The following is a 26,589-nucleotide window of genomic DNA, read 5'->3' as shown; positions in this document are numbered from 1 at the left end:
AAGTCTTGAGCGTTGCGCTGGGATTGCCTACAATAGCGCACGCTTTTTCACTATAGACAACGACAGATCACGACCATGACCGACACAACATCATTACCTGCTTTACCGGATCGCCTTTCCGTTAACCCACGCAGCCCACACCATGTAGCAGAAATTTTCGAGCACGATATCGGTATTAAGCTCAACGGCAAAGAGCGTTTTGATGTCGAAGAATATTGCATCAGTGAAGGTTGGGTAAAAGTGCCAAGCAAATCCTTAGACCGTCGCGGCCAACCTCTTTTGCTCACAGTAAAAGGCACAGTTGAAGCCTTTTATCGTTAAGCTTTAGCGCAAAGAGCAGGATCATAACAACGGCCAATCTAATTGGCCGTTTTTGTTTGCCCAGCAGCAAATGATACTAATTCAATACTACTTGCTGAAACTGCACCAGTGCAGTGAACGACTATTCGGAACAGCTATCTAGTCGTTTTTTGGCGAAATGGATTAAATCAAATAGCATTATGCATGCCTACTTATTTGAATATCATCAAGTTTATCTGGGGATTCGCTAGAGAAAAGCGTTAGAGAGAGGAGAAATAGTTGATGTCTCGGTAACTCCAATATATAAAGGTCCTTCCAGAATATCGGCAGGTATAACAGTAAATGCTCAAGATAGTGATGGTTTCTTTGAAAGCATTGCTCTTCTTAATCCTCGTGGAATGTAGATCATGACCCTATCTGTATTAAATAGCATTTTAACTCCCCCTAACTTCCCTAATGAATCTGGGATTGGTAACGTTTGGCCTTCTATAGATGAAGGTCTTAGTTTTCCCAGGGATTACATTGCGTTTATTAATCGTTATGGCACAGGAAGAATTGCCGATTTTATAGCGATATTCAATCCATTTACTACGAATTGTGACCTTGATTTTTTTGAGCAGAAGAAATCAATCATTGAGGATTTCAATTACCTTAATAATGAAGACCCAGAGTATTTTAAATATAACCTCTATCCAGAAATTAATGGCCTTTTACCAATAGGCGTAACGGATAATGGTGATTGCATATTTTGGGTTGTTTCCGATCTGAAAGACAGTGAGACATGGGGCACTGCAATAATCGCATCTAGATCGCCAGATGTAGAATATTTTGATGAAAATATAACCTCTCTATTGACTGGTTTATTGTTAAGAAAAATAAGATCAGGATCATTACCTAATAGTTTCCCTCCTAAAAATGTTACCTTTGAAAAAATTTAAACAAAAAATAAATGGTCATCCGCAATAAATCATGGACCGCCACGGCCAACCACTGCTACTCGCAGTAAAAGGCACAGTTGAAGCCTTTTATCGTTAAGCTTTAGCGCAAAGAGCTGGATCATAACAACGGCCAATTAATATTGGCCGTTTTTATTTGCCTATTCTACTTCTGCGGCTAAACCATAAGCTTGGTAAATCTGTTTTACACGGCCCGATGCAGCCATATCAAGCAGCGCCCGATTAAGTTCATCGAAAATAGCAGCATGGGTAGAGTTACGGGACATACCAAAATAATGTTCGATCCGATTTGACTGACGGTAATCGGCATAGCTAAAACGATCGTAACCGAGCTGCTTGAAGGCATTCTCAATGGCGGCACGATCGAGCACCACCATAGTGTCGAAACGCCCCATGATAAACATGCGAGCCATGTTTTCATCATCGGTAGACTCAATTTTACGTAGCGCGGGATCCGTATTAAAACGCTCAAAATAAACTGTGCCCCGTTTAACCCCTACAGTAACCTGATACAAATCCTCATAGGACTTAATCCGTCCTTCCTCGCCGGCTTTTACGAGAAACAAAATATCGCGAGTCTGAGTGCCGATAGGACCAAGAAACCGTACAAATGCCTCTCGCTCTTCGTCTCGTATCGTGCGCGGCACAATGTCGACCGTGCCTACCCGCAACTCATGAATGCTGCGTGCAAAAGGACGAGCGCTCCATTCGACGCGATAACCGACCTTAGCCGCCGCTTCCTCAAGAATATCCTTTAACGGACTCGTCATAGTATTAGTTCGCTCATCAAGCACCATCTCAGGAGGACGATGCCGAAAATCGGCACGCAACACGTTAGAAAAAGTAGCCGATTGCACCTCAGCGGCGACAATGATGCCCGCGAAAAAACCACAACCAAGCACACACAAAATTGCGTAAACAGAAGGCAACGAAACAAAGATACTTTTAAAATACATAGAGATACCCGCAAATTTATATGCTGCATTTAGCATAACTCAAAAAATCGAAAACTAAAGTGCATAAAACATTAAAATAAATGGCCATCCATAATGAATCCTTAGACCGTCGTGGCCAACCTCTTTTACTCGCAGTAAAAGGCACAGTTGAAGCATTTTATCGTTAAGATGTATGCGTACTGATAATATCGGTACGACTGTTGATGTAGTGGCTAACAAGATGTGATCACTACACTCAGAGACTCATTATTTTTGGCATAAAAGTACTAGCAGCTAACGGATATGTACTTAACAAGTTACAATGACAATACTAAACAAGGATGTAATGATGAATTCGAATCAATTAATACTTATCGGGCTGGGTTTGGCGATTATCATTTTCGTGCCGCTACTCTTACGCATTTTCACTAATCTGCTTATCCCATCTTCAGATAATAACTATCGCTACCGTAAACAAGACGCCCTATTTTCCAGTGCTGAACGCTCCTTTCTCGGGATATTAGATCAAGCTGTAGGCGAACAATTCCGAGTTTTGGGCAAAGTACGTATCGCCGACGTTATCACCCCAGAAAAAGGCATGAACCGCAAACACTGGCAAATTGCCTTTAATAGAATTTCAGCCAAGCACTTCGATTACTTACTCTGCGACAAAAATACACTTGAAGTTATCGCCGCCATCGAACTCGACGATAAAAGCCATAAGCAAACACGTAATCAGCAACGCGACCTCCTCATCGAGCAAGCCTGCGAAAGCGCCAAACTGCCATTAATCCGCTTCAATGCCAAACGCAGCTATCAGCTAGAGCTTATTCGCAGCACTATACATGCAGCCTTACCAGCAAAAACTCACGCAGCTGAAGAGTCGCCAATCATACTGACCGCGGACTAAACATAAACTAAATCCATGAACACTACACATCCTGAGTTTGAGGATGTTAAGCTTGACTCGATTTTTTACCCTTATGCTGCTTTTTGAATTCATGTACATCATGTAAGCGGGCAGCGCTTACTCGTCTAACAGCGCTTGAGATTTAAAGCGGCCTTCCCCAAACGCACCTTTAATACTTGTCTTAACGATTGGCCTTGTGAGCAATTCCTTCAATAAAACAAAGCATAAGCTAGCTAATACTACTTAGCAGCTCATTCTACTCGGCGAGCAACACGTCAAGTAACATGATTTCACCACAGTTCAAAGTATCAGCATTATTCGGGCAATTTAAAAGCGGTGCTAAAAAATGCAAAAAGATGTGGCTTTACTGGCTTAAATTATAACTGACTCAATTTACTCATGGAGGTAAAGCAGCTTTGACTGGCTTACCTCCATATTATTGATTATTTAGAGATATATTTAACCAAAATATCTTACTCGCCGACTATTCGCCTGTTAATGACGATTAAAAAAACCTGTTTCAATAATCTTATCCGCAAAAACTTTATGCACGGCAGTCGTTGGATGAGTGATCCCCCAAAACAGATACTTATCAGAGCCATAGTAGGCACAATCTTTTGTTAAGCTGTGTGACAACAAATAATCCTTACTACTATCTCTATTGATATCTAAGCAAGCATCTGTGACATTAACAAAACCATACTCTTTAGGATTTTGAATAATTTCATCGAAGATAGAATGAGCATCAAACAACACTAGATCTATACCTTTTGCTTGATACAACAGAGCCTGCTGTTTAATAAAACCATTGAACTCTTCAATTTTTGATTTTATTTTTACAATGTTTTCTTGAGTAGAATACTTGAACTGTGGTGCGCGCGTAGCATCGGGCAACGTGAATAAAATAATATGCAGAGCTCCGCCTTCATCAACTAAACGTTTTAACCCATCACTTAAATTCTGACTCACATCTTTAACCTCACGATCATAATTCATAAAATCATTAAGTCCAATTTCAAGTGTAAATAACGTATTTGCAGGCTGGTAATTTTCAGCCTTTTTTAAATAATGAAAATAGGATTGTATTTGATGACCTAAACCGGGAATAATCTTATATTCATCAATACCTGCTGCCCCGCCAACAGACCAATTATACAGAGGAATATTCTGCGATTTAGCTAAATATTCCGGCCATACAAATCCATTAGAAAAATGACCTAAAAACCAAGAGTTAGGATTTGGAAATCGCCACTCAGAACCATTAAATAGATTTCCCGTATCAGACAAACTATCCCCAAATGCGATAATTTTGTTAATTTTATTCCCTTGATCCGCCTTATCTTGCGTCCAGATAGTCTGATTAAATGACAATTTTTCATTAGCAGCAAAGAAGGTAATGTCTGCGACTTCGTTGCTTGAAACGCCTAATGTATCGACACACCGTTGCATGATTTCATCTTGTGACGTCTCTGTATAAAACATATTTTTACCCGAAAGCTTATGTCTCCAAGCGCCTTGAATAGAATAATATTCATCACTGTCCTTTTGCTTTGCCCATCTATGTTCAGTTGCAGGATTATTATGCGTTTGATCTAATCTATACCAACAACGAATATAAGTATGACTGTGACCAGCTTCCAAATGGTTATCTGGACCATCTGTCTCATCTATATCATCTATCTCATCGATATCCGCAGATCTAAGCGTTTCCAATATGCTAGTTTGGCTCTCCATATCATCCTTAAACGTTTCATTAGCAGCCCAAGCAGCTGAAAAAGGTAGGGTTAATGAAAAAAATAATAAAGCCTTATTCATACATTTCCTTAACAAAAATAAAATCAACACATATAAATTGGCCATAAAGTTAAAATTGAGAAACCTAGTCATTCAACAGACTAATAAGTTTTTTCACAGCCAATATCAGAATAAATATTAAGTATGGGAGAATAATGATAAAAAACTCAAAAAAATATTATAATTAGTATGTTGACACTTAAAACTGGTCCGATGAGGCAATATAAAATATCCTTACTACGGGTAGTTATTTACATGAAGTGTTTAATCTTGTTTAACACTTGTGTAAATCTGCAAGTTTAGTAAGTAAAAATATCAGAATCTAAAAACGCGACGCGACAAATGATGCCTATCAGATCTTTTCCCCAGAGTAACTTGTATACAAGTTGTTATTTAAAATACGTTTTTGTGATAAAGCGCATTGATTAAACCGTATAGAGCGGGTTAAAGTGTGACCACTCAGGAAAATGCAGGGCAAACTCGAACTCAATCATCGAGCACGCCATTTAGGGAAGAAGAAGCAAATCAGCAATGTGCGCCCAAACTCTAAGCAGACAAGTCTGCCACCACTTTCCAAAATAATAAGTACATTTTATTAGCGGGTTATGTCATCGGGTTAACTATTGACTCGCATTACTTCAGGGACGTAAATGACCGATTTCAGCAGCATTCTTTTATCCTACGGGATACTTCTGTCTGGCCTTCTTGTCACAGTGGGTGTGATGTATGTGTTGCTCAAACATCGCGATGCAACCGTCAAGTTGCCCGTTGATCGTGAGCAACTGACCCGTATCCCCGCCTATGGCTTACAAGAGCAAATCCATGATCTGCAATTAGATTTAATCGGCTGCATGATGATGGGACTATTGATTGTTTGCCTTCCATTTGCCGCCAGCAGCATCCAAGCGCATATCACAGTCGGAAAATTCCCTTGGTTGTTCGCCTTAACAGGTTTAATAGGAGTAATTTACTTCGGTATTAAAACCTGGAAACTCTTTTCAAAGCTCACCAAATTACGCCTCGGCCATACAGCAGAAATCGCCACAGCCAATGAGCTCATAGGCTTACAAGCATTGGGTTATCAAGTGTTTCACGATGTCCAAGCCGACGGCTTTAACATCGACCATCTCGCCGTAGGCAAAAATGGCGTATTCGCCATTGAAACCAAAGGCCGCCATAAACGGAACAAAGACCTACTCCAAACCAATGGAAATGGCCCAGTCTCTGGTAAAAAAGGCTATCAAGTATTTTACAAAGACGGGCGCTTAAACTTCCCCTCCTGGACTGAAACCAAACCGATAGAACAGGCTGAACGTCAAAGTAAGTGGGTCAGCCAATGGTTAACCAAAGCCACAGGAACATCTGTCGCCGCCACCCCAGTACTCGTATTCCCCGGCTGGTATGTCACGAGTCAATCAAAACCACCGTTCCCACATATTTGTAATAAAGAGTTGAGTCACAAATTTCTAGTCGGCACAATTCCATAGATAAAAAGCCAAACACTCAGTCAACAGAAAGTCGAATAGATTATTTATCAAGTCGCACAAAGATGTATGAGCAAAAGTGAGGCAAAGAAATGATGAATCTAGGAAAATTTACTTTGCCAATTATTGATATTAATTAAGCCGAAACAAGGATTAGCTTGAGAAATTCATTAAAAAATTTAATAAAAAAGACACTCATATATAAGTATACATTACCTAATGTACTGTTAGATATTGATGGCATGTCCTTGAGCAATGTTGAAGATGATTGCTTTAGTTGTGAGTGCGAAACTGCTTTAGCCGAAATAATTTATAACAGTGTAATTGAATATTCTTTTAATCAATTTGATCTAACCGATAAAGATTATAAATCAATGTATGCTAGAGCATTGAAATCAAAAATACGCTTCAACCCAGATGCGTCTGACACCACTAAAATTTCTTATGGTTTTTTTGGTGAAGTTTTACTCTATTGCTTTTTAGCACATTACTACTATGCCGACCCCATTATCGCTAGGGGGTATTTCTATAGCCCTGTTGATAAAAAAGAAACTGCGGGATATGACTCTTATCACTTAGTTGATAGTGGTAATAGCATTCATCTTTGGTTTGGAGAAGTTAAATTCAGAGACTCTCTCTCTAGTTGTGTACATAGTGCTATAAAAGGATTGGATAAAGTAATTTCTGATGATTACTTATCATCTAACGTCATTAATCTCGAGGATCGCTTAGAACAATTTAATATTAAAGGCTCTAAGCTAGAGAAAGTTATCACGGATTGGCAAGACAACCCTGAAATAAACATCCCAAAAGAACTTGCAAAACACAATATTTCATTGACATACCCAATATTACTCGTTTACCCAGATAAGACTAACGATTATGACATTCAAATAAAGAAAGCGGTAAAATTTATTAATGATAAATATTCAAAACAGAAATTCAATTTATCGATAAATTATGAATTATTTTTTATTTTACTACCACTAAGTGAAGTTAAAAAAATTAAGCAGGACGTGATCTCATGGATAGAATTAAAAAAACCTCTGCTTTAGTAAAGTCTTTAAATGACTTTCACAAGCGCGAACTACCTGAATATGAATTCATCAAGCAAGTATGTGCTTACTTCGACCTAATAAAGTTAGCACCACTTTCATCTGCTGACTTCCAGTTTTTAAAGTATATATCTAATGCTTCAGGCATCCCTCATTATTATGACATGTTAATTAATAAGTTCACCGAAGAAAAGTTAGATGTTATTGATTTAAAAACTATGTCTTCATTCATTTATGAAGCATCGCTTCATATCGATGACAATATAAAAATTCATAAATATCAAAAGCAAGTTTTAGAGCTGTATAAACAAAAATCATTGAATAGATATTTCTTGTCAGCAACCACCTCTTTCGGTAAAACATTTTTGATATATGAAATCATAAAAAAACTCCAATATAAAAATGTTGCACTAATTTTCCCTACAATTGCTTTGTTATCTGAAAACTATCAAAAAATATTTACCGATCCTAACTATTCATATTTTTACGATGAATTTAAAATTCATACACTCAGTGATATCGACACAATAGATGAAAATGGAAAAAACATTTTCATCTACACCCCAGAAAGATATTTATCATTTATTGACAAACATCCTAAAATTAAAATGGATTTTGTTTTTGTAGATGAAATTTATAAAATTGACAATGAATACCTTATCGATACCGCCAATAAAGAAAATGAAAGAGATACAGCATACCGAGTGACTTTACAAAATATACTTATAAATACACCCGATGTCTTGCTTGTAGGACCATACATAGAATTCCCTGATAAATCAAATGCTAATGTAAACCAATCATTTAACACTTTTTTAAATAGCAATAAATTTCAAATAATTGATTACAACAAATATGAAATAGTAAATAAAAGCTTCAACGTTCTTCACGGCAAGGTGAATGAGATTGATGCTACGTTAACTATCGACTTAACAGGTTGGCACCAGAATTCTGGCAGAAAAGTTAGTAAGGTTTTTCAAGAAATATTAAATATTAACGAAAACTCAATTGTTTACACCAAAGGTGCAGGTACAGCAGAAAGTAATGTAAAGTTAATACTAAAAAACGTATCAAATTCAAAAAATATTTCATCTGAACTTATGAGTTTTATTTTTCATTTGAAATCTGCTTTTTCATTCGATGGTGTCTGGATAATTATTTCAGCTTTAGAGAGTCGAATAGGTATACATCATGGTTTAGTTCCTAAGTATATCCAAAAAGAAATAATCAACTTCTTTAATAAAGGGGAACTAGATTTATTGGTTTCAACCACAACTATCACGGAAGGTGTCAATACATCTGCAAAAAACCTAATTGTTACTAATGCTCGAAAGGGTAATAAACCACTTAAAACATTCGATGCAAAAAACATTGCAGGAAGAGCTGGACGTTTTTTACATCATTTTAGTGGAAGAGTATTAATTCTAGATAAAGAATTTAAAAAAATTATTGATGGTAATGATGATGAAATCAAGCATAAAAACTATGATCTAGACGTTGAAAAGAATGAAATTGATTATTTCATAACAGATGATGCGTTTCTCAGCAGGGCAGATATCGAGCACAAAAATAATATACTTTTAGAACAACAAAAAAGAGGTCTACCTAATGAGATAATGGCTATGTACAAGGTTATTTCTCATAGCGACAAAATAACTGTTTATGATAGTATTTACCAACTACCCCAATTAAAATTACAAGCGATACGTAAATTAATTCAGACTATCAATAGTAATATGCATGTTGACTTTGAAGGCTTTCAAGTAATCTTAAATACCTTTAGACCGACGGTAAAAAGCGATAAGCTTCAGCGACTAATAGATCATAAGGTAACTATTTCCAAAGGGGTTAACATTGGAAAACAATATTCCGTCATTGTTTTTATGCTTAGTTCATATCTTGAAAGTGGTTTTCAAGGTTCTGTTCAATATAATCTAGAAAACAAAACCAAGCCAACAAAAAATGGTAAACGCCCTTATACCGTTGATGAGGCTATCAGAGAGTCTTCAGAGTTTATATTTAGCACTCTTAAATATCAACTTGTAAAATATCTTGGTGTTTTCAATTTGATGTATAAATATTTTCTTGCTTCGAAAAAAAATGTAAAAATTGATGAAGTATCAGGTATTGATAGACTATTACTTAAGCTTGAGTATAACGCCACATCTGACAAGGGGCGTTTAGCTAGCGATTATGGTGTACCCTCAAAAATAATTGAATATTACGAAGGAGGTGAACAAAATGGTGGGATTGAACGCTTTGATGCTTTCGAACTTGAAAAATTTCGACAAATTGAATCAATACTCAACAAGTAATATGAATCTTCTAAATTAAATCGTAGTCCGTAAATAAATAAAATAATGGCCATCCATAATAAATCAATAACATAACCTAATTTTTGCTTGCCTACGTCTGCACTGGCTAAAATTGCTTAGAAAATAAATCGCGATTTGAAGTGGGTGGCACGATTTACTCGTTAACGATTTAAGATCGGTGACACAATTTAACTAAAGTAGAAAGTTGTGATTGGGGTGATAAGATACTGGGTGGTGCTCTTTCTATTCTAAGAGGTAAAAGATTGTGAAAATGAGATATCAAGAAGGTGATATTTTTATTATTCCTACAGAGGGTAAATTTGCCATCTGCCAAATTGTTTTTGCCCCAAAAGGGAAGTTTAAGCAAGTAATAGGTTTCTGCGTCCTATTTGTACAGGATAATAAATTTTTTAAAAGTGATGACATACTTCGCCCTCTTCCTATCATGGATATGGGGAAAGAGATGAAAGTTATATTTACTGGAAATCAAAATGTAAAAAATGGTTCTTGGGAGATAATTGGACATGCAGACCTGACCGAAGATAAAGACGAGTTAAGGATCTTTAATTACGCAGGAGGGCTATATAAGGGAGAGGAAGAAATTAAACGAATCCCTGTCTCTGAGTATAATAACTATACCTCAATGGAGGTGTATGGTTTCGAGCTTGTTAATCGCTTATTGGCAAGCCTGTAACACCTCCGTTTTATCCGCCAGCGTCTCGTATTTGGGAAATGTCAGAACAAGCATAACTCTGTACTAAACCGTTACACCAGAACAGGCATTGTTGCATCAGTGACCTTTTAGAACATAGGCCTTTTAGTTGAGCCTACAGGGACGACTAATGTTTACATTATGGGCGGCGTGTCACTGGTGTAGCGAATATAAGAGCCTGCAGCAGGCAACAAAAAAGCGACCTTTCGGTCGCTTTTTTTATGCTTCAAATTCGCTGAAGCCGACTACACCATAATTGCGTTGCTGGCGAAGCTAATGCAAGGCGGATTGAAAGCTTTCGCGCGGAGTTGACTCCTGTCAATGAGCACGAAAGCTGAGATTCAACGCCGCAGTAGCTAGCCTAAGCAGCAATTATTACTCGTAGTCTGATAATGGTGCACACGAACACATTAGGTTGCGGTCGCCATAGACATCGTCGATACGATTCACGGTTGGCCAGAACTTGTTAGTACGCACTGCTGCACTTGGGAACACGGCCACTTCGCGGCTGTATGGACGCGTATCGAACTCTGGGTCCATGATATCGGCCATAGTGTGCGGTGCGTTGTGCAGCGGGTTGTTGTCCGCTGGCCATTCGCCCGATTCCACTTTGGCGATTTCAGCGCGGATTGACACCATAGCGTCGATGAAACGATCGAGTTCCACCTTAGACTCAGATTCCGTAGGCTCAATCATCAGGGTTCCCGCAACAGGGAAGCTCATGGTTGGCGCGTGGAAACCGTAGTCATTCAAACGCTTAGCGATATCCATTTCAGTCACGCCTGACGCTTCTTTCAGTGGACGCAGGTCGATAATACATTCGTGCGCGACGCGATCGTTACGGCCACGGAACAATACTGGGTAGTGTTCAGACAGCTTCTTCATCACGTAGTTAGCGTTTAACAGCGCAGTTTGGGTCGACTTTTTCAGGCCATTTGAACCAAGCAGCTTAATGTACATCCAGCTGATCGGCAGAATGCCTGCGCTACCGTAAGGTGCGGCTGATACGGCGCCATTGTTGTCGCTAACGCGGCCCGGTTTAACCACAACGTGACCCGCAACAAATGGGGCTAAGTGTGATTTCACGCCGATTGGGCCCATACCTGGACCACCACCGCCGTGTGGAATCGCGAAGGTTTTGTGCAGGTTAAGGTGTGATACGTCGGCACCGATAAAACCAGGAGACGTTAAGCCGACCTGAGCGTTCATGTTGGCGCCGTCTAAGTACACTTGACCGCCGTGCTGATGCACTATGTTGCAGATTTCGCGGATAGATTCTTCATACACACCGTGGGTCGATGGGTAAGTGATCATGATGCAAGACAGGTTTTCAGCCACTTCGGCAGCTTTCGTCTTCAGATCTTCTAAATCGACGTTACCTTGCTTATCACACGCCGTCACCACCACTTGCATACCGGCTAATTGCGCCGATGCAGGGTTAGTACCGTGGGCAGATTGCGGGATCAAACAGATGTTTCTGTGCGCATCGCCACGTGACTCATGGTATTTCTTGATGGCTAACAAGCCAGCGTATTCACCTTGAGCGCCAGAGTTAGGTTGGATGCACACAGCGTCGTAGCCTGTAATGTTCACTAACCAAGTCGACAACTCTTCAATCAACTGAGTAAAGCCTTTAGCTTGATCCAGTGGGCTGAATGGGTGCATGTTGGCAAATTCTGGCCAGCTTACGGGTAGCATTTCAACCGCTGCGTTTAACTTCATGGTGCAAGAGCCCAGTGAAATCATTGAGTAGTTAAGAGCTAAGTCTTTGCTTTCGAGACGTTTGATATAACGCATCATCTCGGTTTCGCTTTGATAGCGATTGAAGGTTGGGTGGCTTAAAATCGCATCTTGGCGCACGAGTGCCGCCGGAATCGATTGGCTACCTTGGCTAACTATTTGCGCGTCTAACGCGGCAACATCTAAACCATGGCCAGCACCTAAGATCACATCGAACAGGGCTTCGATATCTGTGCGTAATGTGGTTTCGTCTAAGCTCACGCCCACAATACCATCGGCATCGAAACGTAGATTCATTTCAGCAGCCAGTGCGCGTGCATTGATGGCAGCAACATCTAAGCCTTTGATGCTAACAGTATCAAACCAAGTGCTGTTGACTAAGTTCACGCCCTTCGCTTTTAAGCCTGTAGCTAAAATATCGGCGAAACGGTGAATGCGTGATGCAATAGTTTTCAGGCCATCTGGGCCGTGGAATACGGCGTAGAAAGACGCCATATTCGCCAACAGAATTTGTGCAGTACAAATGTTTGAGTTGGCTTTTTCGCGACGGATATGTTGCTCACGAGTTTGCATTGCCATACGCAGTGCGCGGTTACCACGGGCGTCTTTTGACACACCAATGATGCGGCCAGGCATAGAACGTTTGTGCTCATCACGGGCAACGAAGAAGGCCGCGTGTGGACCACCAAAGCCCATTGGCACGCCAAAACGCTGCGCACTACCAAATACCACATCGGCGCCCATAGCGCCCGGTGATTTCAGTAATACCAAGGACATAATGTCGGCGGCGACAGTCACAACCACATTCTTCGCACGCAGAGTTGCGAATAATTCGCTGAAGTCAGTGATTTGACCGAAACGGTTGGTATATTGGAACAAAGCACCAAACAGCTCATGGTTAACGGCCTCAGATGCAGGGCCAACCACCACTTCAAAACCAAAACACTCAGCGCGGGTTTTCACTACGTCTAAGGTTTGCGGGAACACATCATCGGCAACGAAGAAGATATTGGCTTTTTTCGCTTTAGAAACGCGCTTTGCCAGCGCCATCGCTTCGGCAGCAGCAGTTGCTTCATCTAACAAAGAAGCAGAAGCCAAATCTAAACCCGTTAAGTCCATCGACACTTGTTGGAAGTTTAGAATGGCTTCTAAACGGCCTTGGGCGATTTCTGGCTGATATGGCGTATAAGCCGTGTACCAACCTGGGTTTTCAAATACGTTACGCAGGATCACGTTTGGCACTTGAGTGCCGTAGTAACCCATACCGATATAGCTCTTAAATACTTGGTTTTGTTTCGCTAAACCACGAATGTAAGCAATGCCTTCGGCTTCGCCGCAGGAATCACCAATGCTCAGGTCTTGGCTTAAACGGATCGACTCAGGCACAATTTGCGCGGTCAGATCGTCCAGAGACTCAGCACCAACATAGTTCAGCATGGCTTGCTGTTGGCTGCTATCTGGGCCGATATGACGACGTAGGAATAAATCGTGCTGTTCTAACTGAGTGAGGGTTTGCTTGGTCATGATAAACCTTGTTCCAGATTTGCCGAAATTCAGAACTGTAGGGTACTGATTAACGGACTGTTGTTATGTCAATCTTGCGCTAAAACAAACGAAGCCCCTTAGGGCTTCGTTAGCGTCGACGATTATTCTTCGTCGATGACAGCTTGGTAGCCTTCAGCATCCAGCAGAGCGTCGACTTCTGATTCGTCAGAAGGCATTACGCGGAAGAACCAGCCTTCGCCGTAAGCACTGCTGTTAACGAGTTCTGGCGAATCTTCCAGCGCTTCGTTCACGGCAATCACTTCGCCAGAAATGGGGGCATAAATGTCAGACGCCGCTTTTACTGATTCAGCTACAGCACAGTCTTCACCCGCAGTCACAGTGTCGCCAACTTCTGGGAGTTCAACGAAAACCATGTCACCTAACAGCTCTTGGGCGTGTTCAGTGATACCTACTGTGTAGCTGCCGTCTTCTTCCTTGCGGATCCATTCGTGTGAAGAGGCGTATTTCAGTTCTGTCGGAATATTGCTCATTGTTCTTGTTCCTTGTTCCGTTTTTTTAAAATGCTTGTTTACCGTTGCGCACAAAGTTTGGCGCTACTACTCTAACAGCCACACGTTTTTTACGCATTTCGACTTCCGCAGTATCCCCAATCGAGTTAGGAACACGCGCCATCGCAATAGAATAGCCCAATGTTGGCGAGAAAGTACCGCTGGTAATCACGCCTTGGTGCTCAACACCGGCTGAGTCGGTGAAAAATACTGGCATATCATGGCGTAACACGCCCTTTTCTTCCATCACTAGACCAACAAGTTTGCTGGTTCCGGCATCGCGAAGTGCTTCGAGGGCTTTACGGCCGATGAAGTCACGGTCGCTTGGTTCCCATGCAATAGTCCAGCCCATGTTGGCGGCCAATGGGTTGATGGTTTCGTCCATGTCTAAGCCGTAAAGATTCATACCGGCTTCGAGACGCAGCGTGTCACGGGCACCGAGACCACAAGGTTTAACCCCTTGATCTAACAATGCTTGCCACAAGGCTTGGGCTTCATCTTCTGGGACGATAATTTCGTAGCCCGCTTCGCCTGTGTAACCCGTAGTCGCAATAAACAGTGAGCCAGCTTGCTTACCGAAGAAAGGTTTCATGCCTTCGATGGCGGCGTTTTGCTCGGCACTGAACACGGCAGCGGCCTTCGCTTTTGCGTTAGGACCTTGAACGGCAATCATCGCCAGCTCAGGACGCTCAGTCACAGTGACATCAAAACCTTGGGATTGCTTGGCGATCCATGCGAGATCTTTTTCGCGGGTCGCTGAGTTCACTACCACGCGGTAGTTAGTGTCAGTGAGGTAATAAGTGATGAGGTCGTCGATGATACCGGCATTGTCATCTAACATGCCGCTGTATAAGGCTTTACCTGGCACTTTAAGTCTAGCCACATCGTTCGCCAGCAACTTACGTAGAAATGCACCAGCGTCGCTACCTATCACATCAACCACAGTCATGTGGGATACGTCGAACATACCCGCGTCTTGACGCACAGCGTTGTGTTCTTCGATTTGTGAACCATAGTTGAGGGGCATATCCCAACCGTGGAAGTCGACCATCTTAGCGTTTGATTCTAAGTGCTTGTTAAACAGAATAGTTTTGTTAGCCATTGTTATCCCTTTTTGCGGCCTTTTTCAGGTCTCTGCCTAGTGTAGGGTGTAGATACTAGGGTCTAAAATGCGGCGAAATTATACCTTGCGTCACAAATTTGTATACAGGAGATTTTTCTAATCCGAAGCCATTGTCATTAGATTTTCTCATCTTCAACATGTAATTTTTTTACATGCGAAGGCCAGATTTGCGCAGCTTGCACCCAAATTGCTGATATTGTCAGCAATTCTGATCACATTAGCGCAACCTAGGCTAACGGCACAACTTAGGTAGTGCCGACTTATTGCCCATGGCCTGTTGTATGAACACTGTTTTCAGCCCAGCGACATTATCAACCAGATTTAATCCCAGAGCGCGAATCGCCTTTTTGACTGGGTTTGAACCTTCGAATAGGCGTTTAAAGCCCTCCATCGCTGCGATCATCTCCATTGCATCGGCTTTGCGCCAACGTTCAAGTGCACGCAGCTGCGCATAATCGCCGATATCTTTACCCGCTTGCTGTAATTCGCTGATCACTTCGATAATGCTGGCCGCATCTAAAAAGCCGAGGTTCACCCCTTGGCCAGCCAGCGGATGAATAGTATGGGCAGCATCGCCTGCTAATACTAAACGGTGACGGGCAAAATGGCGGGCGTAGCGCATCCGTAATGGAAAGGCTTGGCGCTCGCTTTCCAGCTTGCAAATCCCTAAACGACCGTCGAAAGCCGCGGTTAAGTTGCGCTCGAATTGCACTTTATCCATTGCCAATAATTCAGTGGCGCGCTCGGGCGGTACCGACCAAACGATAGAGCAGAGATTGTCTTCATACAAAGGTAAAAATGCTAGCGGGCCGTCCTGCAAAAACACTTGGCGGGCGGTGGCAAGGTGTGGCATTTCGGTACGAATAGTTGCGACGATTGCGTGGTGGCCGTAATCCCAGAATGTCAGCGGGATCTTGCACTGCTCGCGCACCCAAGAGTTGGCGCCATCGGCGGCTATCACAAGTGCGGCACTGACACTTTCTATTTCAGAATCGACGCCATTGGCAAGGGTCAACCAAGCTTCGCGCTCACCAAAAGCAATGCGCTCTATGCGTTGGTTTTGAATATGGGTGATATTGTCAAACTCACTGACACGTTTGGCGAGGGCAAAGCTAATGGCATCGTTTTCGATAATCGCGCCGAGACTGGTTTCGCTGATGCTGTTGGCATCAAAGGCAATTTTACCGAAACCGTCTTTATCCCACACCGCCATTTTTTGATAAGGCGTGGCGCGGGAAGTGTCTAAATAACTCCATGCCCCTAAGTTTTCTAACAAGCGCTGGCTCGCCTTATTGATGGCGCTCACCCGTAAACGCGGCTCGCCGCTCACGGCCTCAGTGTGGCCCGCATCGATAACGACAACATTCAGATCGGCCTGCGCCAATCCAATCGCGGTGGCGAGTCCCACTATGCCGCCACCCACAATGGCGATGTCATAGGCTTGTGAACTTAACATGGGTACATCCTTTTCGCGTTGCGATACCAGTAAATTACTGAGTTATTTCCAGCCCATTGCCTTTTGAGCGACGGGGGTTTTCAGTGGCGGAAACCAAGACAAGAGCCGTAATCCTAAGTTACGCCCCAGCGACATCGGCCAATATTGGTTTGAAAAGCCACGGACTAAAAATTCGATATTGCGGATAGTGCTGTTTCTGTCGTGCTCGCGGGCATTAAGGTACGCATGGGTCACAGCGGCGGAGCCGATATCGTCACCCTGCGCGAGCGCCGTTTGGATCACCTCGAGCAAACTCACCACATCCCGCAGTCCTAAGTTAAACCCTTGCCCCGCAATCGGATGCAGTGTCTGCGCCGCATTGCCGATAAACACACATCTGTGATGAATTGGCCTTGGCATATAGGACAAATTAAGCGGATACGCATGGCGCGCGCTGACATCAATAAACGTGCCCGCACGATAACCAAAGGCCTGTTGCAGCGCCGCTAAAAACTCGGCCTTAGGCGCGTCTTGCATCTGTTTAGCCCGAGCATCATCGAGCGCCCACACGAGAGATAAGCGAGGTTGACCTTGAATATCGGCCATAGGCAATAACGCTAAGGGACCCGTTTGGGTAAAGCGCTCATAGGCCCAATGTTTGTGAGGCCTATTGGTTGGCAAATCGGCGGTTTGAATATTGGCAATAATGGCCGTTTGCTCAAAGGCCACTTGGGTCACAGGCAAATTAAAACTGCTGCGCACTTTGGATTGCAAACCATCTGCGGCGACCACAAGTTTGGCTTGAATTCGCTCGCCCGTATCGAGCACTAAGGTGTGACCTTCAACGGCGGCTTCTACTTGGGCAAGCTTGGCGGGGCAATAGAGTTTGACATTACTCTTATTCAACTCGTTAAACAGCACTTGGCCAACCCGTTCAAGCTCAACCACTTGGCCTAAGGCATCTAAATGAAACTGCGCCGCATTGAGTTCTGTCATGCCGAAGTGACCGCGATCCGACACATGGATATTTTCAATCGCCGTGCCCAAATGGGCGAGCTTTTGCCATAAACCTAAACGGGATAATTCGAAAATAGAACCGTGGGCGATAGCAATAGAGCGGGCATCGAACCCTGGGTGTTGCTTATCGGGAAGGTGCGCTTCGATTAAGGCGATAGAAAGTGGCCGAGCTGCGGATAAAGAAAGACGCGCGAGAGCTAACGCTAGGGTCGCCCCCGCCATGGCACCGCCTACAATCGCGATGTCGACGTGTTGAACTGAAGTATCCATGTGATTTGTGGCCGTCATGGGGATCTCATTCAAGCTTTGGCATAACACTAAGGCATGTAAACATAAAAGATGTAAACATCAATGCTATGCACTCAAAAACACCAGTGCTATGGACTCAAAGGCAGGTTTGCCCACCTTTGACATCTAATGAAGCCACTACTGTGTTAACTTATTGAACATTAAACAACTGCGGTAAATTAATGCACAACCGCAGTATCGTCAGCCTCGCCATGGGGAAGCTCAGGACCAAACTCCGAGTAACACATGATGGCTGCAATACGGACAAACTCGAGTAATTCAGTGTAAGCGGCTTCGGATTCTTCATCGTCGGCAACATCAAATTCCACTTGGGCAATTTCCGCCAAGTCTTTGATCACTTCACGTACTTCTGCCGAGGCTTGATTCAGTTTCGGCTGAATAATCGCCATGCCAGTCAAAAAACTCTGGGTCCACAGGGACAAGGCTTCAACACGTTGGCTGAGCGGCTCTTCTTCTTCTGGCAACAGCGGCATGAAACCAAATTCAAAATCCACTAAACGCGTCACTGAATCGTTAAACAAATCACACACTAATTGGTGCAACTGCGCTGGCAAAGGTTGACCATCGTTCATCAGGTCGAATAAAGGCTTGATCCAAGTGTCGCCAGTTTGCTCTACACCACCGCAGATTAAACCGACTAAAGCACCGTGAACTTCTACCGGATGCTGGCCGATTTCAGCCGCATCTAAGGCGAGTTTTAAGCTGTCGATACGTAACGAAGGAGGGGTTGCCATATCAGATCCCAATAAGATTTTTCCAGCAGCAATGCTAGCAGAGATAAAGACTTGAACCAATACTGAATCCCAATAATGGCGAAATCGGCCACGCCCTGATAAAAAACTATCCAACTGCTCACACAAACAGCAAACAAAACCGTCAAAGACCAATCCATTTGCGGCTTACCTTGCACTTTTAAGATCAGCCCTATATAGTCCGCCCTAAGAGGCTAACGAAAGGATCACCCGCGACATGAGTAACAGTGCTGTTGAAATTACCCTACTTGGGCGCACCTACTCTATCGCTTGCCCGAAAGGTCAAGAGGATGCCTTACGTACGGTAGCGTTGGGAGTTGAACAACAACTCAGTGCGTTAAAAACCCGAACCAATAGCCTAAGCCGTGAAGAAATTGCGATCATGGCGGCGCTGAATATTGGACACGAGTTGTTCCAAGAAAAGCAAAAAAATAAGCACTACATGCAACAGATGGACGACAGGATCAGCTTGCTGCAGTCGACCCTCGAAAGTGCCTTAGTTGAGCGTTCAACTAAATAGATTTAAACTGTGCATCTTAGTGATTTAACACTCATTGAGTTAAACCAACTGACGCACAGTGAATGGCTAAACAGGATTATCAACATAAACCAATGCTTTAGCGATTCAATACCGTTTTGCTCCCTGGGATGCATGCCAACTGGTAATGTCCCTGTGCCGATAATTTTTATCTCAGGGTGAATGCTTTACTGACATTGTGCATGCTCGGCTTGTACCGAGAAGCCTTAGGAGGTAATCATTTACCCGCCTTGAACCTACGGTTCAAGGGCTACACCGGTAGCGGCATTCTGGGGAGCATCTTAATTCTATGTCTACATCTTCCAAACTTTCTCATTTGAATGCCAAAAGCGACACGGCGCACCTTGCCGTAGAAGTCGCTGATGCCGTAGATGTCGCAAGCTATGCGGCAAATATCGCACTCCATACAAAAGAAAGCCGCAATCTGTTACGCAAAGCCATTCGCACCGCCCGTAAATCTCTCTCCGAAATAGAACAAACCCAAGCAAGTTTAAACGCCTGCCAGCGAATGCTCGATGCATTGCAGGCCAACAAAGCGCAACATGTGGCGTTATATCTCACCCACGATGGCGAACTCGCCACGCCACCGCTGATCGCTGCGCTGTGGCAAATGGGCATAAACACCTATCTGCCTAGGTTACATCCCTTCAATGCCGGACAATTATTATTCCTGCATTACACCGCAGACACCCCCATGCAACCCAATCAATTCGGCATCTTAGAACCTAAATTAGATGTGCGCGCCATTATCCCAGTGACAGAGTTAGATGTGGTTATCACACCATTAGTGGCTTTTGATTTAATGGGAAATCGTATGGGCATGGGCGGCGGCTATTACGATAGGACACTGGCGAACTGGCAGCTTAAAGGTAAACCTTTGCCTATGGGTTACGCCCACGACTGTCAGCAAGTGACAAATTTACCCTGCGAGTATTGGGATGTGCCTTTGCCATTTATCATCACCCCAAGTCGGGTACTGACGTTTTGAAAAAGAAGGATCTAGAAACTAGAATCTAGAGCCATGCCGTGGCGTTCTAGAGCCTTCTCTACCTTAAATGCCGGCCACCATCGACATTATGGCAACGACCGGTGACGTAGCGGCTATTCAGCAGATATTCCACTAAGTCGATAATTTCCTCATTCCCCGCCTCTTTCGGCAACAGCGCTTTGGCTAAGGTTTTTTGCTGATAGGCAGCATCATCACCCACATTAAATAGGATCATCGCTGGCGCAATCGAATTCACTTTGACCTCGGGCGCAAACTTGGCGGCAAAGGATAGCGTCATATTGTGCAGCGCAGCTTTACTGGCGGCATAGGCAATATGCTTCTGACTGCCCTTCTCTGCCACATAGTCAGTAATATGAATCACATCACTGCCGCCGATTTCATCGCCAGCACCCGCACTTAGCTGCGCCTCTAAGGCCAAGTTCAACTGATAGGGTACGCTCACATGCACTTGCATCATGCGCTGCAGCACTTGGCTCGGCGCAAAAGTGGTACTCTTTAAAGACTCATTCTTTGTAAGCACAGGATCCGGCAGCCAGTCCGAGGCATTGTGAATAATGGCGCGAATTTGCGGCAGCTTAGCTAACTCATCAATCAAGGATCGCACTTGAGTATCGTCATAAAAATCACAGGGATACAGAGTCGCACCTAAGGCGTTCAGCTCATCTATGCTAGCGTAATGGCTGCGATAGGTACCAATCACCTGCTGACCTTGGGCGAGAAAATGTTTGGCTAAGGCGTAACCGATACGCTTACCCACGCCTGTGATTATGATGGGAGATGTCATACCTATCCTTTTGAGTCGTTATTGGTCAGGCTTTACCTTGTTCGCTTAAAAATCAGCAATCAAGTTAAACTGATGAATAACCAAGATGTTACTGCACTCATTTGAATTTAACCTAACAAAAAGCCCAATGAGATGCTGATCCGTTCTACAATCGCTTCGATCTAAACCCCTTTATTCTGCGTATAGGGTAGAAGAAAACCAAGCTTGAGTACTCAAGCCAAGAGCTTAGACCAAGTATTGTGATCAAGTCATCAGAGGTGATACCGATGGAACTGCGGATTTTTTACGATGGGAATTGTCCATTATGTAGCGCCGAAATGCGCCAACTGAAAGCGCGCGATCCGAAGAACTTGATTGCGCTTGAGGATTTAAATGCGCCAGACTTTAACGAGCGTTTCAGTCATATCGATAGAGACTACGCTAATACGATTCTTCATGGCGAAACCGCAACGGGCGAAGTGTTACTCGGGTTAGATGTCACTTGTAAAGCGTGGGCACTGACAGGCACACGCGCTTGGATCCAACTGTTACGCCTGCCCGTGATTAAAACTGTGGCCGATTGGTGCTATCTCAGATTTGCAAAACACAGATATCGCATCTCCTATTTACTGACGGGCAAAGCCCGCTGCGACGATAATTGCCAACTGCCCACTAAGCGCCGCTGATCGACTGAATTAGCTTAGTAAAGTGTAAAACCTAGGCATAAAAAAACGGAGCTCAATGGCTCCGTTTTTAATTCGTCATAATCTAAAAAGATTATCCGAAAGATTATTTAACGAAATCAACGCCTAGTTTGATATCGCCTTTCAGCGTATCTAACATAGAATCACGAGCGTTAGCTTCGAATGCACTCACTTCACCGTAAGGCAGTACTTTTTCAATACCGTTTTTGCCTAACAGCACAGGTTGTGCGAAGAATTCAGCATGCTCGCTGCCGCCGTCAACATAGGCGCATTCAACGATGTTAGCTTCGCCTTGCAGACCACGAACCAGAGACAGACCGAAACGGCAAGCCGCTTGACCCATAGACAGAGTCGCGCTTCCGCCACCGGCTTTAGCTTCAACCACTTCGGTACCCGCGTTTTGGATGCGAGTCGTCAGACTTGCCACTTCTTCGTCAGTGAAAGTCGCGCCTTCAACTTGAGACAGTAATGGCAGAATGGTCACGCCGCTGTGGCCGCCGATCACATTCACTTTAACGTCAGCAACGTTCAGGCCTTTTAATTCGGCGATGAAAGTTTCAGAACGGATCACGTCTAGAGTCGTGATACCGAACAGACGGTTCTTATCGTAAACACCCGCTTTTTTCATCACTTCTGCAGCGATAGCTACGGTCGTGTTGACTGGGTTAGTGATAATGCCAACCAAAGCCGTAGGGCAAGTTGCCGCTACTTTTTCGATCAGGTTGCGAACGATACCCGCATTGATATTGAACAGATCAGAACGATCCATACCAGGCTTACGCGCAACACCAGCAGAAATTAGAACAACGTCAGCACCCACTAGGGCAGGCGTTGGATCTTCACCAGCAAAACCTTTGATTTCAACAGCAGTTGGAATGTGGCTCAAGTCAACCGCAACACCCGGAGTAACCGGTGCGATATCATATAGAGACAATTGTGAACCCGCAGGCAATTGAGTTTTTAACAGTAGGGCAAGAGCCTGGCCGATACCACCAGCAGCACCAAGTACAGCAACTTTCATAGTTATCTCCGTTATTTCTCGGATATGTGTGACATGGATCTAATTTGCGTTGGCGTCACATTACTGGAATGTCACAACAATTTCAATTATCCCTTAGTCGTGGGACAAAAGAATTCCGGAATAACGCAGAAGCAATGTAGAACAATTACTCAAATTGGGATTTTTACGCCCCCTACAAACGCTTAACCACTGGGACTTAGTGAATTTTTATTCAACCAATCTGGTTATTTGTTGACAATTTTTCTAAAAATATTCAAAATGGGCCTGTTTTTTTGAATAACGAATAATAATATTATGCAAACGACCAAGAATCAGGATGACCTTGTTAGAATTTTTAAGTCGATTTTAAAAGAAGAGCGCTTTGGCTCTCAGAGTGAAATCGTCACCGCCTTGCAAGCTGAAGGCTTTGGTAATATTAACCAATCGAAAGTGTCACGCATGCTCAGCAAGTTCGGCGCAGTGCGGACTCGCAACGCTAAGCAAGAGATGGTGTATTGCTTACCAGCCGAATTAGGCGTACCCACCGCGGGTAGCCCGCTGAAGAATTTGGTACTCGACGTCGATCACAACCAAGCTATGATCGTCGTGCGAACTAGCCCTGGTGCCGCGCAGCTTATTGCCCGCTTGTTGGATTCTATCGGTAAACCAGAAGGCATTTTGGGTACGATTGCCGGTGATGACACTATCTTTATTTGCCCATCGAGCATCCAAGATATCGCCGATACCTTAGAAACCATCAAATCTTTATTCAATTATGCAGAATAAAAAAACAGGTCAGTGAGCTGACCTGTTCTATTTTATCTGTACATTTTGAAGTGCTATACCGCGCTGGTTATTTGGCCATTGTCCCGATTACGTTACACATTCAAGCACAATATCTAACTCACAATCTCTAACTCAACTATAACGATATCAGTAAGCCACACTGATGCGCTGGTTTGGGTGAGCGCCCTTTTCGGCTTCATCTACCATGGCTTTTGCGTAATCGGTTACAGAGATACGGCTTTGACCATTAGCATCGGTAAAGAAGCTGTCTCCACCAAGACGGTACGGGCCTTCACTCTCACCGGGATAAATCTCAGCCGCTGGGCTCACAAAGGTCCAATTGATTGCCGTTTGCGCCGCACGGAATACCTTCAAGGCTTCACCCTGAGCTAACGCCTCATCTTTATATGCTGCAGGGAAATCTGGACTAGAGACCAGCGTCACACCCGGCGCCACTTCTAAACTCCCAGCACCACCGACCCACAATAAACGTGACACGTTAGCGTTAGGCAGCACATCCAGTAAATGCTGAACCGTACTCGCCACTAGACCATGATTTTGTTGGGCACGGCCACCAACGGCGGCAATCACGACATCTACGCCAGCAAAGGTATCGGCAACCAATGGCTGCTCTAAATCCACGGCACGTACTGCCACGTCAGCCACGGATAACTTACTTGGATCACGCACTAACGCTATCACTTGATGTCCACGACTCTGTGCTTCTTTTAAAATTGCACCACCGATCCAACCCGTTGCACCTAAAATTGCGATTTTCATTTCATTGTCTCACTCAGATGATTTACATTGGATCCAGTTTACTTGCAGTTTTTCACCTAATAAACATCAATAATTGAGCATGATTGTTTCAATATAGGATACTAATGTGGATAAAATTGCCGCTATACGCAGTTTCGTCGAAGTCGCAAACTGCGGCAGCTTTACCAAAGCTGCCGAACATTTAGACCTCAGCCGCCTGCAGGTTTCCCGTCATATTCAAGAAGTGGAGCAGTGGTTGAGTTTACGCTTATTACACCGCACCACGCGCAGCGCCAGCTTGACTTTGCAGGGTGAGGAAGCGCTACAATTTTGCCAGCGGATCTTAAGTGAAGTTGCGGCCATGGAGAGCCGTGCCCACAGCCATAACAGTGAACTGGTAGGCAGTATTCGTATCGCTACGCCTATTGGCCTAGGGCAGCACAGTCTGTTTGATGTCGTCGATCGCTTTATTAAAATTCATCCTAAGGTCAACATTCAACTGGTAATGTCGGACAGTTTTGCGCAATTGGTAGATGAAAGAGTCGACGTGGCGCTACGTTATACTGAGCAGCCCGATGAGAATCTCATAGCTCGGCGTTTGATGACCATAGATGCGGTACTTTGCGCGGCGCCGAGCTATCTTGATAGCGCAACGCCACTCCTCGAACCCATTGATCTGCTGGCCCACAACTGCCTCATACACTCAGTGCAACAAAACTGGTCTTTTCTAAAAGAACTACAAGCCGAGCACGTCAAAGTTACAGGGAATCTTAGGGCTAACGATATGGGAGTGTTGGTCAGTGCGGCGCTACGTGGACATGGCATAGTGCGGTTACCCTGTGACTTGGCTAACCAATACCTTGCCAGTGGTCAGCTCAAAGAAGTCCTACCCGAATTTACGACACCAGGCCAAACCTTGTGGGCGGTATATTTGTCCCGCAGTTATCAGCAAAATCTAGTGCGCGCTTTTATCGATTTCACCGCCCTGCAATGGCAGCTCGATATCAAAAAATGGGTTCCCGCACATTAGCATAAAAAACGCACTTAGGCGTTAGCTTAAGTGCGTCTCGATTGATACTAATCCGGCTTGATTATAGAAAGCTTATTCGTCGAACTGCAGCATAAAATCTAGTGCGGGGGCAAAGAAAGATGAACCTGTCATCGCCTTAGTAAAATGCATCAAGTGATCATGATTGCCTTCGCCATCACCAAACATCATGCTATGCAGCATCTTTTCAAAATGTTCTGGCGTGCGGCAGTTAGAGATAAACATTAATCCCTGCTCCTTCAGCGAACCATAGGGCATACTCTGACGCAGGATCTCCATTGATTTACCATCGGCATCTTTAAGATTAACGCGCTTGATATGGCTGGTCAGTGGCTTATCTTCAGATTCATACTCGATATTATCTTGCTTAGTACGGCCGATAATATCCTCTTGTTTTTTAACTGGTAATCTATGCCACTTACTCAAGTTATGGGCATATTTTTGCACATGGATATAGCTGCCACCCTTAAACTCAGGATCCTCATCACCCACAAGTGCCACTTCCTGGCGGTGGCGCCCCTTAGGGTTTTCGGTGCCATCGACAAAACCAGTCAAATCGCGGCTATCCATAAATCTAAAGCCACGCTCTTCTTCAACTAACTCTACTAAGTCTTCAAACATTTGGCTGATTTCATTAGCCACTAGATGCAGAATGTCGTAACGATCACTGCGAATATGCACGAATAAATCATATTCAATTGCAGGCGCTTCACGACTGCCCACTTGCATCGCAGGGAAAGGTTTGAGCAGTTCTGGGCGAGCAGTAGGATAGAGGCTATCCCAATAATTAGCACCAATACCAACAAAACCATTGAATGCACTGTCGGAATATTGATCTGTCAGCTCATAAATATACTGCGCAACGTTGGCAAGACAGGGACGTAATTGCGACTCGACATTGTCATTGGCATTAAACATCAAATAGACACTGTGTAAGTTCCCCTCTGCACACACACCCAACTGTTCACGCGGCATATTTTGAATATCCATTTGGTTATCACCCTTTTTCTAAATTCATTTTCGGCAATATTATCCGCAACTTTACCTAAAAATGACATTAACTAACGCACAGTTTGCTCTGATCTGTTAAT

23 protein-coding genes, 1 other RNA gene and 2 pseudogenes are annotated in these 26,589 nt (G+C 43.8%); 14 read left to right on the top strand and 12 right to left on the bottom strand.

Going from position 1 to position 26,589, the window contains the following annotated elements:
- Positions 1 to 75: 75 nt before the first annotated feature.
- A complete protein-coding gene (locus tag L5L91_RS06310; RefSeq protein ID WP_006080205.1) occupies positions 76 to 321 on the top strand; it encodes a DUF3297 family protein in 246 nt (81 codons plus the stop codon).
- A gap of 386 nt (positions 322 to 707) precedes the next feature.
- On the top strand, positions 708 to 1,238 hold the full coding sequence (locus tag L5L91_RS06305) for an SMI1/KNR4 family protein (RefSeq protein ID WP_263146593.1): 531 nt from the start codon (positions 708 to 710) through the stop codon (positions 1,236 to 1,238).
- 158 nt (positions 1,239 to 1,396) lie between these two features.
- Here L5L91_RS06305 and L5L91_RS06300 read toward each other — a convergent pair whose 3' ends face one another.
- Entirely contained in the window at positions 1,397 to 2,212 is an 816-nt protein-coding gene (locus L5L91_RS06300) for a substrate-binding periplasmic protein (RefSeq protein WP_263235928.1), read from the bottom strand.
- 86 nt (positions 2,213 to 2,298) lie between these two features.
- Here L5L91_RS06300 and L5L91_RS06295 point away from each other — a divergent pair.
- Positions 2,299 to 2,379, top strand: a pseudogene (locus tag L5L91_RS06295) (DUF3297 domain-containing protein); the annotation flags it as partial.
- A gap of 161 nt (positions 2,380 to 2,540) precedes the next feature.
- Positions 2,541 to 3,101 carry a DUF2726 domain-containing protein gene (locus L5L91_RS06290; protein ID WP_263161444.1) on the top strand — a complete coding sequence of 187 codons (561 nt, stop codon included), beginning with the start codon at positions 2,541 to 2,543 and terminating at the stop codon, positions 3,099 to 3,101.
- Positions 3,102 to 3,596: 495 nt separating this feature from the next.
- On the opposite strand, the gene L5L91_RS06285 is transcribed toward L5L91_RS06290, so the two are convergent.
- Positions 3,597 to 4,916 carry an SGNH/GDSL hydrolase family protein gene (locus L5L91_RS06285; RefSeq protein ID WP_263222711.1) on the bottom strand — a complete coding sequence of 440 codons (1,320 nt, stop codon included), beginning with the start codon at positions 4,914 to 4,916 and terminating at the stop codon, positions 3,597 to 3,599.
- A gap of 629 nt (positions 4,917 to 5,545) precedes the next feature.
- Here L5L91_RS06285 and L5L91_RS06280 point away from each other — a divergent pair.
- The 4 genes and pseudogenes from L5L91_RS06280 to L5L91_RS06265 all read left to right on the top strand — a co-directional run bounded on the left by L5L91_RS06280 (position 5,546) and on the right by L5L91_RS06265 (position 10,443).
- A pseudogene (locus tag L5L91_RS06280) lies at positions 5,546 to 6,421 on the top strand (nuclease-related domain-containing protein).
- Between the two features lie 116 nt (positions 6,422 to 6,537).
- Positions 6,538 to 7,434 carry a DUF1837 domain-containing protein gene (locus L5L91_RS06275; protein ID WP_263235927.1) on the top strand — a complete coding sequence of 299 codons (897 nt, stop codon included), beginning with the start codon at positions 6,538 to 6,540 and terminating at the stop codon, positions 7,432 to 7,434.
- A complete protein-coding gene (locus L5L91_RS06270; RefSeq protein WP_263139660.1) occupies positions 7,404 to 9,749 on the top strand; it encodes a helicase-related protein in 2,346 nt (781 codons plus the stop codon). The genes L5L91_RS06275 and L5L91_RS06270 overlap by 31 nt, the downstream gene beginning before the upstream one ends.
- A 271-nt stretch (positions 9,750 to 10,020) precedes the next feature.
- On the top strand, positions 10,021 to 10,443 hold the full coding sequence (locus L5L91_RS06265; RefSeq protein WP_263235926.1) for an immunity 26/phosphotriesterase HocA family protein: 423 nt from the start codon (positions 10,021 to 10,023) through the stop codon (positions 10,441 to 10,443).
- 393 nt (positions 10,444 to 10,836) lie between these two features.
- Here L5L91_RS06265 and gcvP read toward each other — a convergent pair whose 3' ends face one another.
- The 6 genes from gcvP to L5L91_RS06235 all read right to left on the bottom strand — a co-directional run bounded on the left by gcvP (position 10,837) and on the right by L5L91_RS06235 (position 18,873).
- Positions 10,837 to 13,725 carry an aminomethyl-transferring glycine dehydrogenase gene (gene gcvP / locus L5L91_RS06260; RefSeq protein ID WP_263235924.1) on the bottom strand — a complete coding sequence of 963 codons (2,889 nt, stop codon included), beginning with the start codon at positions 13,723 to 13,725 and terminating at the stop codon, positions 10,837 to 10,839.
- 122 nt (positions 13,726 to 13,847) lie between these two features.
- Complete coding sequence (gene gcvH / locus L5L91_RS06255; RefSeq protein ID WP_011845766.1) at positions 13,848 to 14,237, bottom strand: glycine cleavage system protein GcvH; 390 nt, start codon at positions 14,235 to 14,237, stop codon at positions 13,848 to 13,850.
- 25 nt (positions 14,238 to 14,262) lie between these two features.
- Positions 14,263 to 15,357, bottom strand: a complete 1,095-nt coding sequence (gene gcvT, locus L5L91_RS06250) for a glycine cleavage system aminomethyltransferase GcvT (RefSeq protein WP_263235922.1) — start codon at positions 15,355 to 15,357, stop codon at positions 14,263 to 14,265.
- 253 nt (positions 15,358 to 15,610) lie between these two features.
- Positions 15,611 to 16,834 carry an FAD-dependent oxidoreductase gene (locus L5L91_RS06245; RefSeq protein WP_263235920.1) on the bottom strand — a complete coding sequence of 408 codons (1,224 nt, stop codon included), beginning with the start codon at positions 16,832 to 16,834 and terminating at the stop codon, positions 15,611 to 15,613.
- Positions 16,835 to 16,876: 42 nt separating this feature from the next.
- Positions 16,877 to 18,118 carry a 2-octaprenyl-6-methoxyphenyl hydroxylase gene (gene ubiH / locus L5L91_RS06240; RefSeq protein WP_263235918.1) on the bottom strand — a complete coding sequence of 414 codons (1,242 nt, stop codon included), beginning with the start codon at positions 18,116 to 18,118 and terminating at the stop codon, positions 16,877 to 16,879.
- 179 nt (positions 18,119 to 18,297) lie between these two features.
- Entirely contained in the window at positions 18,298 to 18,873 is a 576-nt protein-coding gene (locus L5L91_RS06235) for a UPF0149 family protein (RefSeq protein ID WP_105252998.1), read from the bottom strand.
- 235 nt (positions 18,874 to 19,108) lie between these two features.
- Between L5L91_RS06235 and L5L91_RS06230 the strand changes: the two genes are divergently transcribed.
- The 3 genes from L5L91_RS06230 to L5L91_RS06220 all read left to right on the top strand — a co-directional run bounded on the left by L5L91_RS06230 (position 19,109) and on the right by L5L91_RS06220 (position 20,417).
- Entirely contained in the window at positions 19,109 to 19,411 is a 303-nt protein-coding gene (locus L5L91_RS06230; RefSeq protein ID WP_105250206.1) for a cell division protein ZapA, read from the top strand.
- 117 nt (positions 19,412 to 19,528) lie between these two features.
- Positions 19,529 to 19,709, top strand: a non-coding RNA gene (gene ssrS, locus L5L91_RS06225) — 6S RNA.
- Between the two features lie 9 nt (positions 19,710 to 19,718).
- Positions 19,719 to 20,417: a 5-formyltetrahydrofolate cyclo-ligase gene (locus L5L91_RS06220; protein ID WP_263235916.1), complete on the top strand. Its 699-nt coding sequence runs from the start codon at positions 19,719 to 19,721 to the stop codon at positions 20,415 to 20,417.
- Positions 20,418 to 20,475: 58 nt separating this feature from the next.
- Here the strand turns inward: L5L91_RS06220 and folM are convergent, their stop codons facing one another.
- Positions 20,476 to 21,222 carry a dihydromonapterin reductase gene (gene folM / locus L5L91_RS06215; protein WP_263235915.1) on the bottom strand — a complete coding sequence of 249 codons (747 nt, stop codon included), beginning with the start codon at positions 21,220 to 21,222 and terminating at the stop codon, positions 20,476 to 20,478.
- A gap of 266 nt (positions 21,223 to 21,488) precedes the next feature.
- On the opposite strand from folM, the gene L5L91_RS06210 reads away from it, so the two are divergent.
- Positions 21,489 to 21,887, top strand: a complete 399-nt coding sequence (locus tag L5L91_RS06210) for a thiol-disulfide oxidoreductase DCC family protein (RefSeq protein WP_263235913.1) — start codon at positions 21,489 to 21,491, stop codon at positions 21,885 to 21,887.
- Positions 21,888 to 21,990: 103 nt separating this feature from the next.
- On the opposite strand, the gene mdh is transcribed toward L5L91_RS06210, so the two are convergent.
- Complete coding sequence (mdh, locus tag L5L91_RS06205; RefSeq protein WP_105250210.1) at positions 21,991 to 22,926, bottom strand: malate dehydrogenase; 936 nt, start codon at positions 22,924 to 22,926, stop codon at positions 21,991 to 21,993.
- A 294-nt stretch (positions 22,927 to 23,220) separates the two neighbouring features.
- On the opposite strand from mdh, the gene argR reads away from it, so the two are divergent.
- Entirely contained in the window at positions 23,221 to 23,691 is a 471-nt protein-coding gene (argR, locus tag L5L91_RS06200; RefSeq protein WP_006080175.1) for a transcriptional regulator ArgR, read from the top strand.
- A gap of 147 nt (positions 23,692 to 23,838) precedes the next feature.
- Here argR and L5L91_RS06195 read toward each other — a convergent pair whose 3' ends face one another.
- Complete coding sequence (locus L5L91_RS06195; RefSeq protein WP_263197683.1) at positions 23,839 to 24,471, bottom strand: NAD(P)-dependent oxidoreductase; 633 nt, start codon at positions 24,469 to 24,471, stop codon at positions 23,839 to 23,841.
- 106 nt (positions 24,472 to 24,577) lie between these two features.
- Here L5L91_RS06195 and L5L91_RS06190 point away from each other — a divergent pair, with 106 nt between their 5' ends.
- Positions 24,578 to 25,480: a LysR family transcriptional regulator gene (locus L5L91_RS06190; protein WP_219250428.1), complete on the top strand. Its 903-nt coding sequence runs from the start codon at positions 24,578 to 24,580 to the stop codon at positions 25,478 to 25,480.
- Between the two features lie 72 nt (positions 25,481 to 25,552).
- On the opposite strand, the gene L5L91_RS06185 is transcribed toward L5L91_RS06190, so the two are convergent.
- Positions 25,553 to 26,488: a Dyp-type peroxidase gene (locus L5L91_RS06185; protein ID WP_113939098.1), complete on the bottom strand. Its 936-nt coding sequence runs from the start codon at positions 26,486 to 26,488 to the stop codon at positions 25,553 to 25,555.
- Between the last annotated feature and the right edge of the window lie 101 nt (positions 26,489 to 26,589).

The sequence above is a fragment of the Shewanella sp. SM55 genome (genome assembly GCF_025654025.1).
Taxonomy (GTDB): domain Bacteria; phylum Pseudomonadota; class Gammaproteobacteria; order Enterobacterales; family Shewanellaceae; genus Shewanella; species Shewanella oncorhynchi.
Note: the sequence above shows the minus strand (reverse complement) of the source record. Positions and strands in the feature narration are given on the sequence as shown.

Coding starts and splice junctions, on each gene's coding strand:
- L5L91_RS06310 (WP_006080205.1), top strand. CDS start 76: ATGACCGACACAACATCATTACCTGCTTTACCGGATCGCCTTTCCGTT.
- L5L91_RS06305 (WP_263146593.1), top strand. CDS start 708: ATGACCCTATCTGTATTAAATAGCATTTTAACTCCCCCTAACTTCCCT.
- L5L91_RS06300 (WP_263235928.1), bottom strand. CDS start 2,212: ATGTATTTTAAAAGTATCTTTGTTTCGTTGCCTTCTGTTTACGCAATT.
- L5L91_RS06290 (WP_263161444.1), top strand. CDS start 2,541: ATGAATTCGAATCAATTAATACTTATCGGGCTGGGTTTGGCGATTATC.
- L5L91_RS06285 (WP_263222711.1), bottom strand. CDS start 4,916: ATGAATAAGGCTTTATTATTTTTTTCATTAACCCTACCTTTTTCAGCT.
- L5L91_RS06270 (WP_263139660.1), top strand. CDS start 7,404: ATGGATAGAATTAAAAAAACCTCTGCTTTAGTAAAGTCTTTAAATGAC.
- L5L91_RS06265 (WP_263235926.1), top strand. CDS start 10,021: ATGAGATATCAAGAAGGTGATATTTTTATTATTCCTACAGAGGGTAAA.
- gcvP (WP_263235924.1), bottom strand. CDS start 13,725: ATGACCAAGCAAACCCTCACTCAGTTAGAACAGCACGATTTATTCCTA.
- gcvH (WP_011845766.1), bottom strand. CDS start 14,237: ATGAGCAATATTCCGACAGAACTGAAATACGCCTCTTCACACGAATGG.
- gcvT (WP_263235922.1), bottom strand. CDS start 15,357: ATGGCTAACAAAACTATTCTGTTTAACAAGCACTTAGAATCAAACGCT.
- L5L91_RS06245 (WP_263235920.1), bottom strand. CDS start 16,834: ATGTTAAGTTCACAAGCCTATGACATCGCCATTGTGGGTGGCGGCATA.
- ubiH (WP_263235918.1), bottom strand. CDS start 18,118: ATGACGGCCACAAATCACATGGATACTTCAGTTCAACACGTCGACATC.
- L5L91_RS06235 (WP_105252998.1), bottom strand. CDS start 18,873: ATGGCAACCCCTCCTTCGTTACGTATCGACAGCTTAAAACTCGCCTTA.
- L5L91_RS06230 (WP_105250206.1), top strand. CDS start 19,109: ATGAGTAACAGTGCTGTTGAAATTACCCTACTTGGGCGCACCTACTCT.
- L5L91_RS06220 (WP_263235916.1), top strand. CDS start 19,719: ATGTCTACATCTTCCAAACTTTCTCATTTGAATGCCAAAAGCGACACG.
- folM (WP_263235915.1), bottom strand. CDS start 21,222: ATGACATCTCCCATCATAATCACAGGCGTGGGTAAGCGTATCGGTTAC.
- L5L91_RS06210 (WP_263235913.1), top strand. CDS start 21,489: ATGGAACTGCGGATTTTTTACGATGGGAATTGTCCATTATGTAGCGCC.
- mdh (WP_105250210.1), bottom strand. CDS start 22,926: ATGAAAGTTGCTGTACTTGGTGCTGCTGGTGGTATCGGCCAGGCTCTT.
- argR (WP_006080175.1), top strand. CDS start 23,221: ATGCAAACGACCAAGAATCAGGATGACCTTGTTAGAATTTTTAAGTCG.
- L5L91_RS06195 (WP_263197683.1), bottom strand. CDS start 24,471: ATGAAAATCGCAATTTTAGGTGCAACGGGTTGGATCGGTGGTGCAATT.
- L5L91_RS06185 (WP_113939098.1), bottom strand. CDS start 26,488: ATGGATATTCAAAATATGCCGCGTGAACAGTTGGGTGTGTGTGCAGAG.